Source organism: Streptomyces lacrimifluminis (assembly GCF_014646095.1).
Lineage (GTDB): Bacteria > Actinomycetota > Actinomycetes > Streptomycetales > Streptomycetaceae > Streptomyces > Streptomyces lacrimifluminis.
On sequence record NZ_BMMU01000017.1, the window covers coordinates 94,813 to 105,093 of the forward strand.

Annotated in this window: 11 protein-coding genes; all 11 read left to right on the top strand. The window is 66.8% G+C overall.

Annotation, left to right across the window (positions count from 1 at the left end; genetic code table 11):
- The first annotated feature begins 116 nt into the window (after positions 1-116).
- Positions 117-1,466 (top strand): MraY family glycosyltransferase, encoded by a 1,350-nt coding sequence (locus tag IEY89_RS24250; protein WP_189149588.1) that lies wholly within the window; start codon positions 117-119, stop codon positions 1,464-1,466.
- A gap of 297 nt (positions 1,467-1,763) precedes the next feature.
- Positions 1,764-2,201 carry a Cg1360 family ATP-synthase-associated protein gene (locus IEY89_RS24255; protein WP_189149589.1) on the top strand — a complete coding sequence of 146 codons (438 nt, stop codon included), beginning with the start codon at positions 1,764-1,766 and terminating at the stop codon, positions 2,199-2,201.
- A 225-nt stretch (positions 2,202-2,426) separates the two neighbouring features.
- Complete coding sequence (gene atpB / locus IEY89_RS24260; protein WP_486389055.1) at positions 2,427-3,245, top strand: F0F1 ATP synthase subunit A; 819 nt, start codon at positions 2,427-2,429, stop codon at positions 3,243-3,245.
- Between the two features lie 75 nt (positions 3,246-3,320).
- Complete coding sequence (gene atpE, locus IEY89_RS24265) at positions 3,321-3,551, top strand: ATP synthase F0 subunit C (protein ID WP_030049631.1); 231 nt, start codon at positions 3,321-3,323, stop codon at positions 3,549-3,551.
- Positions 3,552-3,595: 44 nt separating this feature from the next.
- On the top strand, positions 3,596-4,144 hold the full coding sequence (locus IEY89_RS24270; protein WP_105970731.1) for a F0F1 ATP synthase subunit B: 549 nt from the start codon (positions 3,596-3,598) through the stop codon (positions 4,142-4,144).
- 2 nt (positions 4,145-4,146) lie between these two features.
- Positions 4,147-4,962, top strand: coding sequence for a F0F1 ATP synthase subunit delta (locus IEY89_RS24275; protein ID WP_189149668.1), 816 nt, complete (start codon positions 4,147-4,149; stop codon positions 4,960-4,962).
- 160 nt (positions 4,963-5,122) lie between these two features.
- A complete protein-coding gene (atpA, locus tag IEY89_RS24280; RefSeq protein WP_189149590.1) occupies positions 5,123-6,715 on the top strand; it encodes a F0F1 ATP synthase subunit alpha in 1,593 nt (530 codons plus the stop codon).
- 20 nt (positions 6,716-6,735) lie between these two features.
- Positions 6,736-7,653 carry a F0F1 ATP synthase subunit gamma gene (locus IEY89_RS24285; RefSeq protein ID WP_189149591.1) on the top strand — a complete coding sequence of 306 codons (918 nt, stop codon included), beginning with the start codon at positions 6,736-6,738 and terminating at the stop codon, positions 7,651-7,653.
- Entirely contained in the window at positions 7,653-9,089 is a 1,437-nt protein-coding gene (atpD, locus tag IEY89_RS24290; protein WP_189149592.1) for a F0F1 ATP synthase subunit beta, read from the top strand. Before IEY89_RS24285 ends, atpD begins: the two co-directional genes overlap by 1 nt.
- A gap of 240 nt (positions 9,090-9,329) precedes the next feature.
- Positions 9,330-9,704 carry a F0F1 ATP synthase subunit epsilon gene (locus tag IEY89_RS24295; protein ID WP_189149593.1) on the top strand — a complete coding sequence of 125 codons (375 nt, stop codon included), beginning with the start codon at positions 9,330-9,332 and terminating at the stop codon, positions 9,702-9,704.
- A gap of 132 nt (positions 9,705-9,836) precedes the next feature.
- Positions 9,837-10,281: DUF2550 domain-containing protein (locus tag IEY89_RS24300; RefSeq protein WP_189149594.1), on the top strand; the 445-nt coding region annotated here is incomplete at its 3' end.

A 10,281-nucleotide genomic window follows, 5' to 3' on the forward strand; every position in this document is an offset into this window, starting at 1 on the left:
TCAACTCGTGCACAGGCGCGCGTGCAACCATCATCGCTACCCGGAAGTCCCTATCCCTATGCGTCCCTCGCTAGGGTGTGGGGCCTGGATGGCCAGCGAGACCTGTGGGGAAGCCTGTGCGTGAATACCTGCTGACGCTCTGCATCACGGCCGCGGTGACGTATCTGCTGACCGGGCCGGTACGGAAGTTCGCGATCGTGGCCGGAGCGATGCCGGAGATCAGGGCCCGTGACGTGCACCGGGAACCCACTCCGCGGCTCGGCGGGATCGCGATGTTCTTCGGGCTGTGCGCCGGACTGCTGGTCGCCGACCACCTGACCAACCTCCACGAGGTCTTCAAGAACTCGAACGAGCCGAGGGCGCTGCTCTCCGGCGCCGCGCTCATCTGGCTGATCGGCGTCCTGGACGACAAGTTCGAGATCGACGCCCTGATCAAGCTGGGCGGCCAGATGATCGCCGCCGGCGTCATGGTCATGCAGGGTCTGACGATCCTGTGGCTGCCGATCCCGTCCGTGGGCAACGTCGCGCTGACCCAGTGGCAGGGCACCCTGCTGACGGTGGCGCTGGTCGTCATCACGATCAACGCGGTCAACTTCGTCGACGGCCTGGACGGCCTCGCGGCCGGCATGGTGTGCATCGCGTCGGCGGCGTTCTTCCTCTACGCCTACCGGGTCTGGGTCTCCTACGGCATCGAGGCCGCCGCCCCGGCCACCCTGTTCTCGGTGATCCTGATGGGCATGTGCCTCGGTTTCCTGCCGCACAACATGCACCCCGCCCGGATCTTCATGGGCGACTCCGGGTCGATGCTCATCGGCCTGGTGCTGGCCGCCGGCGCGATCTCCATCACCGGGCAGATCGACCCCGACGCGATGAACCTGTTCTCCGGGTCCGAGCGCAACACCGTGCACCAGATGGTGCCGGTCTACATCCCGCTGCTGATGCCGCTCACCATCATCGCGATCCCGGCCGCCGACCTGGTGCTGGCCATCGTGCGACGCACCTGGCGCGGACAGTCGCCGTTCGCGGCCGACCGGGGGCATCTGCACCACCGGCTGCTGGAGGTCGGGCACTCGCACAGCAGGGCCGTCCTGATCATGTACTTCTGGTCGGCGCTCATCGGCTTCGGTGCCCTGTCCTACTCGGTCAACAACGCGTCCATGTGGATCGTCCTGAGTGTGGTGGCACTGAGCGCGATCGGACTCGTCCTCCTGCTGCTGCCGCGCTTCACGCCGCGCACCCCGCGCTGGGCCGAGCGGTTCGTGCCGCCGCGCTACCGGCGCGGCCGTACGACGGAAGAGGCCGGGGCGACGGCGCCCGCCGCCTCGGTGCCGGCCCTGGCCGGCGAGGAGGCCACCCCGGAACACCGTGCTCCGGTGCGGGCCGGCGTCTCGGGAGTCAATGGGGCGACGGCGATCGGTCCCCGTTCGCGGCTTCTGGACCGGCGTAAGGCAGGGTCGTCGCGCTGACGCAAGGTAAGAATCTGACTAACACTTTGCCTGAGGCCGCGAGATCAAAGTGCCCCAATACCAGACAAGTCGGCGCGGATTCTGCACAGGTGGGCAGGTTCACTCTCATGTGTGACACCTAGCACACCATCCAGGTAAAGACCTCATCAAATAGTTTGTGATACGGTTCACGAGAACCCCGAACAGAGTCGAAGGACCGCAGTGCGACGGTCCATTGGCCCGAGTTTCTCTGCTCGAATCGGGGACTACGCTCGTCCATGACGACACCTGCCCCCCTGTGAAAGCGGAGTTGCCGCCATGCCGTCCAATGACGTCCGGATCCTGCTTCAAGCCGCTGTGCCCACAGCTGCCGTCGGTGCTCTTGCCGCCGTTGTCAGTGCCGTGGTCGCGGGTGTCGAAGGAGCTGTCGGGGCGATCGTCGCGACGCTGGTCGTCATTCTCTTCATGGGCATCGGGCTTTACGTTCTGCAGCGCACTGCCAAAACGCTTCCGCATCTGTTCCAGGCAATGGGTCTGATGCTGTATGCGGCCCAAATTCTTCTGCTGTTCATCTTTGTCGCGGCGTTCAAGAACACGACGCTGTTCAACCCCCGGGCTTTCGCGCTCACTCTGGTCGCAGGCACGCTCGCCTGGATCGCGGCGCAGGCGCGTGCCCACATGAAGTCGAAGATCCTCTACGTTGAACCCGACTCCACGATGGGGGACAGGCCCGAAAAGACGGGGCACTCGTCGTGAGAGGTAGGGCCGGGATAAGCGGGTGTGAGAGATCCTGCTATCGTCCGGTGCCAACTGCGGCATCGCGGGCGCGGGCATCTGAGCTGACGCCTGCTCAATCGCGAGGCTTGATGCCCCACAGCCGCCCCCACATCCGTAACACCAGTCCAGTGCCGAACCGCGGCTGCGCGCCGTGCCGACACAACGAGGTTGCCGTACCCATGCGTCACGCCGAAGGAGCCCGTGGTGAGTGCTGACCAGACCCAGCTCGCCTTTGACTGGAGCTGTCGGATCATGTCCGACAACGGCTGTGGCTTCCCGGCTCCGGGCCTGCACTCGTTCCTCTTCAAGCCGATCGCCACGGTCGGCGGGTTCGAGTTCAACAAGGTGATGTTGCTCGCGATCGTCACCAGTCTCCTGGTCGTCACCTTCTTCACGCTTGCCTTTGGCAAGGCGAAGGTGGTCCCGGGCAAGCTGCAGATGATCGGCGAGGCCGGCTACGACTTCGTACGCCGTGGCATCGTCTACGAGACCATCGGCAAGAAGGAGGGCGAGAAGTACGTCCCTCTCATGGTCTCGTTGTTCTTCTTCATCTGGATCATGAACATCTGGTCCGTGATCCCGCTGGCCCAGTTCCCGGTGTCGTCGGTCATCGCCTACCCGATGGTGCTCGCGGCGATCGTCTACCTGGTGTGGATGTCGGTCACCTTCAAGCGGCACGGCTTCGTCGGCGGTTTCAAGAACCTCACCGGCTACGACAAGTCGCTCGGCCCGGTGCTGCCGCTCGTCATGGTCATCGAGTTCTTCTCGAACACCCTCGTGCGGCCGTTCACACACGCTGTGCGACTCTTCGCCAACATGTTCGCCGGCCACCTGATGCTGGTCATGTTCACCGTCGCCTCCTGGTATCTGCTGAACAGCTGGATGGTCCCGGCCGCCGGCGTGTCCTTCGTGATGGCCGTGGTCATGATCGGCTTCGAGCTCTTCGTCCAGGCCGTCCAGGCGTACGTGTTCGTGCTGCTGGCCTGCTCCTACCTTCAGGGCGCTCTCGCCGAGCACCACTGAGCCACAACCACTCCCAGCCCCCGAGAACGTCCGGTGGCCAACCTCCACCGGTCCTGAAAGAGAAGGAAGAATCGCATGGCTGCCCTTGAGACCCTCGCCGCTGTCGAAGGCAACCTCGGCTCCATCGGCTACGGCCTTGCCGCCATCGGCCCCGGTGTCGGCGTCGGCATCATCTTCGGTAACGGCACCCAGGCGCTGGCCCGCCAGCCCGAAGCGGCCGGTCTGATCCGTGCCAACCAGATCCTCGGTTTCGCGTTCTGTGAGGCGCTCGCCCTCATCGGCATCGTCATGCCGTTCGTCTACTAGACCGACGTATCGACGATCGAAACCTTTCAAGGAAAGGCACTGATGTGATCGCCAACCTGGTACAGCTGGCGGCCGAGGAGGAGCAGAACCCGCTCATCCCGCCCGGCCCCGAGCTGCTTGTCGGCGCCATCGCCTTCGCCATCGTGTTCTTCTTCTTCTGGAAGAAGCTGCTTCCGAACATCAACAAGGTTCTGGAGGAGCGCCGCGCGGCGATCGAAGGCGGTATCGAAGAGGCCGACGCCATGAAGGTCGAGGCCCAGAGCGTTCTTGAGCAGTACAAGGCTCAGCTCGCCGAGGCTCGGCACGAGGCCGCGCGACTGCGCCAGGAGGCGCAGGAGCAGGGTGCCACGCTCATCGCCGAGATGCGCGCGGAAGGCCAGCGGCAGCGTGAGGAGATCGTCGCCGCCGGTCACTCCCAGCTCGACGCCGACCGCAAGGCCGCCTCGTCCGCGCTCCGCCAGGACGTCGGCAAGCTCGCCACAGAGCTGGCCGGCAAGCTCGTCGGTGAGTCCCTGGAGGACCACGCCCGGCAGAGCCGCGTGATCGACCGCTTCCTCGACGACCTCGAGGAGAAGGCCGAGGCGACTCGATGACCGTGCACGGAGCCAGTCGCGAGGCTGCCGCCGCCGCACGGGAGCGTCTCGACGCGCTGACGGACTCGACGTCCGCCGACGCGAAGAAGCTGTCCGACGAGCTGGCTTCGGTCACCGCGCTGCTGCACCGCGAGGTGTCGCTGCGTCGGGTCCTCACCGACCCGGCGCAGTCCGGAGAGGCCAAGGCCGAGCTGGCCCAGCGCCTCTTCGGCAGCCAGGTCGGCGGGCCCACCACCGACCTGGTGGCCGGCATGGTGCGCTCCCGCTGGTCGCGTTCACGCGACCTGGTGGACGCGCTGGAGGAGCTGGCGGACATCGCCGACCTCACCTCCGCCCAGCAGGCGGGCGGGCTCGACAACGTCGAGGACGAGCTGTTCCGGTTCGGCCGGATCGTCTCTTCGAACACCGAGCTGCGCGCCGCGCTGACCGACCGTGCCGCGAGCACCGGCGCCAAGGGCGAGCTGCTGCGCAGCCTGCTCGGGGGCCGGGCCGCGGCCACGACCGAGCGTCTGGTGACGCGCCTTGTGACCGCGCCGCGGGGACGTAGCCTGGAGGCGGGACTCGAGTCCCTGTCCAAGCTCGCCGCCGAGCGCCGGGACCGCATGGTCGCCGTCGTCACCTCCGCGGTTCCGCTGAGCGACCCGCAGAAGCAGCGCCTCGGCGCCGCCCTCGCGAAGCTCTACGGCCGTCAGATGCACCTGAACCTGGACGTGGACCCCGAGGTCCTCGGCGGGATCCGGGTGCTGGTCGGCGACGAGGTCATCAACGGCAGCATCGCGGACCGCATCGAGGACGCCGGCCGCCGCATGGCGGGCTAGCCCGCCCGGCAGCCACACAGCACGCAGCAACTCAATACTCGTAGTACGTACTTGAATGCGGCCCTGGTTGGGCCGTGCAGAGGATTCACCTCTTTTTTGGGGGGAGTCCCCATCCCCCCAAGTGAAACTTCGGGCCCAACAAGGAGAGCAGGGAACCCAGATGGCGGAGCTCACGATCCGGCCGGAGGAGATCCGGGATGCGCTGGAGAACTTCGTCCAGTCGTACAAGCCGGACGCGGCCTCGCGCGAGGAGGTCGGTACGGTCACCCTTGCCGGCGACGGCATCGCGAAGGTTGAGGGCCTCCCCTCGGCCATGGCCAACGAACTGCTGAAGTTCGAGGACGGCACCCTCGGTCTCGCGCTCAACCTCGAAGAGCGCGAGATCGGTACCGTCATCCTCGGCGAGTTCAGCGGCGTCGAAGAGGGCCAGCCGGTCACCCGTACCGGTGAGGTACTGTCCGTCGCCGTCGGCGAGGGCTACCTCGGCCGCGTCGTCGACCCGCTCGGCAACCCGATCGACGGCCTCGGCGAGATCGAGACCAGCGGTCGTCGCGCCCTGGAGCTGCAGGCTCCGGGCGTCATGGTGCGCAAGTCGGTGCACGAGCCGATGGAGACGGGCTACAAGGCCGTCGACGCGATGACCCCGATCGGCCGCGGCCAGCGTCAGCTGATCATCGGCGACCGTCAGACCGGCAAGACCGCTCTGGCCGTCGACACGATCATCAACCAGCGCGACAACTGGCGCTCCGGTGACGTCAACAAGCAGGTCCGCTGCGTATACGTCGCCATCGGCCAGAAGGGTTCGACCATCGCCTCCGTGCGTGGCGCCCTCGAAGAGGCCGGCGCGCTGGAGTACACGACCATCGTCGCCGCCCCGGCGTCCGACCCGGCCGGCTTCAAGTACCTTGCGCCGTACACCGGTTCGGCCATCGGTCAGCAGTGGATGTACGAGGGCAAGCACGTCCTCATCATCTTCGACGACCTCTCGAAGCAGGCCGACGCCTACCGCGCCGTGTCCCTGCTGCTGCGTCGCCCGCCGGGCCGCGAGGCCTACCCCGGTGACGTCTTCTACCTGCACTCCCGTCTGCTGGAGCGTTGCGCGAAGCTCTCCGACGACATGGGCGCGGGCTCGATGACCGGTCTGCCGATCGTCGAGACGAAGGCCAACGACGTCTCGGCGTTCATCCCGACCAACGTCATCTCCATCACCGACGGCCAGTGCTTCCTGGAGTCGGACCTGTTCAACGCCGGTCAGCGCCCCGCGCTGAACGTCGGTATCTCCGTCTCCCGAGTCGGTGGTTCCGCGCAGCACAAGGCGATGCGTCAGGTGTCCGGCCGACTGCGCCTCGACCTCGCCCAGTACCGCGAGCTGGAGGCGTTCGCCGCCTTCGGTTCCGACCTGGACGCCGCGTCGAAGTCGCAGCTGGAGCGTGGTATGCGACTGGTCGAGCTGCTCAAGCAGGCTCAGTACCAGCCGATGGCCACCGAGGACCAGGTCGTCTCCATCTGGGCCGGTACCACCGGCAGGATGGACGAGGTGCCGGTCAACGACATCCGCCGCTTCGAGAAGGAGCTCCTGGAGTACCTGCACCGCAAGGAGCAGGGCCTCATGACCTCCATCAAGGAGGGCGCGAAGATGTCGGACGACACCATCACCGCCATCGCCGACGCCGTCGCGGACTTCAAGAAGCAGTTCGAGACCTCGGACGGCAAGCTTCTCGGCGAAGACGCTCCGGCCGCCGCAGCCAAGTGACGACGGAAGGGACCTGACTCATGGGAGCCCAGCTCCGGGTCTACAAGCGTCGCATCCGATCTGTCACCGCGACCAAGAAGATCACCAAGGCGATGGAGATGATCGCCGCCTCGCGCGTCGTCAAGGCGCAGCGCAAGGTGGCGGCCTCCGCACCGTACGCGACCGAGCTCACCCGCGCGGTCACGGCGGTCGGCACGGGTTCGAACACCAAGCACCCGCTGACCACCGAGGCCGAGACGCCGACCCGTTCCGCGGTCCTGCTCCTCACGAGCGACCGCGGTCTGGCCGGCGCCTTCAACTCCAACGCCATCAAGGCGGCGGAGCTGCTGACCGCGCGTCTTGAGGCCGAGGGCAAGGAGGTCGACACGTTCATCGTCGGCCGCCGGGGTCTGGCCCACTACAACTTCCGCGAGCGCAAGGTCGTGGAGTCGTGGTCGGGCTTCACCGACCAGCCCACGTACGCGGACGCCAAGAAGGTCGCGGCTCCGCTCATCGAGGCCATCGAGAAGGAGACGGGGGACGGCGGCGTGGACGAACTCCACATCGTCTACACCGAGTTCGTCTCGATGATGACGCAGACGGCGGTCGACAGCCGCCTGCTGCCGCTCCGCCTCGACGAGGTCGCGGAGGAGTCGTCCGCCAAGGGCGAGATCCTTCCGCTGTACGACTTCGAGCCGTCGGCGGAGGACGTCCTCGACGCCCTTCTGCCCCGGTACGTCGAGAGCCGTATCTACAACGCGCTGCTCCAGTCGGCTGCCTCCAAGCACGCCGCCACCCGCCGCGCGATGAAGTCGGCGACCGACAACGCGGGAGACCTGATCACCACGCTCTCCCGTCTTGCCAACGCGGCCCGACAGGCCGAAATCACCCAGGAAATCAGCGAGATCGTCGGTGGGTCCGCAGCCCTGGCCGACGCGACCGCGGGGAGTGACAGGTAATGACGACGACAGTTGAGACGGCCGCTGCCACGGGCCGCGTCGCCCGGGTCATCGGCCCGGTCGTCGACGTGGAATTCCCCGTCGACGCCATGCCGGAGATCTACAACGCCCTTCACGTCGAGGTGGCCGACCCGGCCCTCGAAGGCGCGAAGAAGACGCTGACCCTGGAGGTCGCCCAGCACCTGGGTGACGGCCTGGTCCGCACCATCTCCATGCAGCCCACCGACGGTCTGGTCCGCCAGGCCGTGGTCACCGACACCGGATCGGGCATCACCGTCCCGGTCGGCGACTTCACCAAGGGCAAGGTGTTCAACACCCTCGGTGAGGTGCTGAACTCCGACGAGACGTACACGGGCGAGCGCTGGACCATCCACCGCAAGGCCCCGCGCTTCGACGAGCTCGAGTCGAAGACCGAGATGTTCGAGACCGGCGTCAAGGTCATCGACCTTCTCACCCCGTACGTCAAGGGTGGAAAGATCGGTCTGTTCGGCGGTGCCGGTGTCGGCAAGACGGTGCTCATCCAGGAGATGATCTACCGCGTCGCCAACAACCACGACGGTGTCTCCGTGTTCGCCGGTGTCGGCGAGCGCACCCGTGAGGGCAACGACCTCATCGAGGAGATGTCGGAGTCCGGCGTCATCGACAAGACCGCGCTGGTCTTCGGCCAGATGGACGAGCCCCCGGGCACCCGTCTGCGCGTGGCCCTGGCCGGTCTGACCATGGCGGAGTACTTCCGCGATGTGCAGAAGCAGGACGTGCTGTTCTTCATCGACAACATCTTCCGCTTCACGCAGGCCGGCTCCGAGGTCTCGACCCTGCTCGGCCGGATGCCCTCCGCGGTGGGTTACCAGCCGAACCTGGCCGACGAGATGGGTCTCCTCCAGGAGCGCATCACCTCGACCCGTGGTCACTCGATCACCTCGATGCAGGCGATCTACGTCCCCGCGGACGACCTGACCGACCCGGCCCCGGCCACCACCTTCGCCCACCTCGACGCGACGACGGTTCTCTCCCGTCCGATCTCCGAGAAGGGCATCTACCCGGCCGTGGACCCGCTGGACTCCACGTCCCGCATCCTGGACCCCCGCTACATCGCGGCGGACCACTACAGCACGGCCATGCGTGTCAAGGGTGTCCTCCAGAAGTACAAGGACCTCCAGGACATCATCGCGATCCTCGGTATCGACGAGCTGGGCGAGGAGGACAAGCTCACCGTCCACCGTGCCCGTCGTGTGGAGCGCTTCCTGTCCCAGAACACCCACGTCGCCAAGCAGTTCACCGGCGTCGACGGGTCGGACGTACCGCTGGACGAGTCGATCACCGCGTTCAACGCGATCATCGACGGCGACTACGACCACTTCCCGGAGCAGGCGTTCTTCCTCTGCGGTGGCATTGAGGACCTCAAGGCCAACGCCAAGGAGCTGGGCGTCTCCTGACCCCCGCGCTCTTGGGAGAGGGGCAGGGGAGCACCCTTCGCGGGGTGCGTCCTGCCCCTCTCCGCACACCCACTGCTGCATCATCTGGGGGCCGTGTCACTTTTGCGGCTACCGCCGCGCGGCCCCCAGACCCCCAGCCGAAAGCCTGGGGGAGGCCCCGACGCTTTGGTGTTCGGAGCCCTACTAGACTTATACGCAACACCCGGCATAACGGCCGGGTGGTGACCCGAGGAGCCAACCTTGGCTGCTGAGCTGCACGTCGAGCTGGTCGCTGCCGACCGCCAGGTCTGGTCCGGCGAGGCCACCCTGGTCGTCGCGCGCACCACGTCCGGCGACATCGGCGTCATGCCCGGTCACCAGCCGCTGCTCGGTGTGCTGGAGTCGGGCCCGGTGACCATCCGTACGAGTGATGGTGGAACGGTCGTCGCCGCGGCGCACGGCGGTTTCATCTCGTTCGCGGACAACAAGCTGTCGCTGCTGGCGGAGATCGCCGAGCTGGCGGACGAGATCGACGTCCAGCGCGTGGAGCGGGAGCTCGAGCGCGCGAAGGCGGAGGGCGACGCCTCCGCCGAGCGGCGTGCGGACGTCCGACTGCGGGCCGTGGCGGCGCGCTGAACAACGGCGCACCAGTGTGATGCTTTGCCTCAGCCGCGGCTGGGACCGGTTAGCGCCGGTCCCAGCCGCGGCTGAGGCAAATCCGGATGTTTTTTCTTTTCCGTTACCTAGGAGACGAGGAGGTCGGTGTCGATGATCCTCGCTCTGACTGTGTGCGGCTTGGTAGTGGCGGTCGTCGTGGTCGGCCTGTTCGTCTTCGGCCTGCGCCGCCGACTCATCCAACGCTCCGGCGGTACGTTCGACTGCAGCCTGCGCTGGGACGTACCGGAGAAACCCGACCCCAGCGGCAAGGGCTGGGGCTACGGTGTCGCCCGCTACAACGGCGACCGCATCGAGTGGTACCGCGTCTTCTCGTACTCCCCCCGGCCGCGCCGTGTCCTGGAACGCTCGGCGATCGAGGTGGCCGGCCGCCGTGCCCCCGACGGCGAGGAGGAGCTGGCCCTCCTCTCGGACGCGGTGGTGCTGGCCTGTCTCCATCGCGGGACGAGGCTGGAGCTCGCGATGAGCGACGACGCGCTGACCGGGTTTCTCGCCTGGCTGGAGGCGGCGCCTCCCGGGCAACAGGTGAACGTGGCCT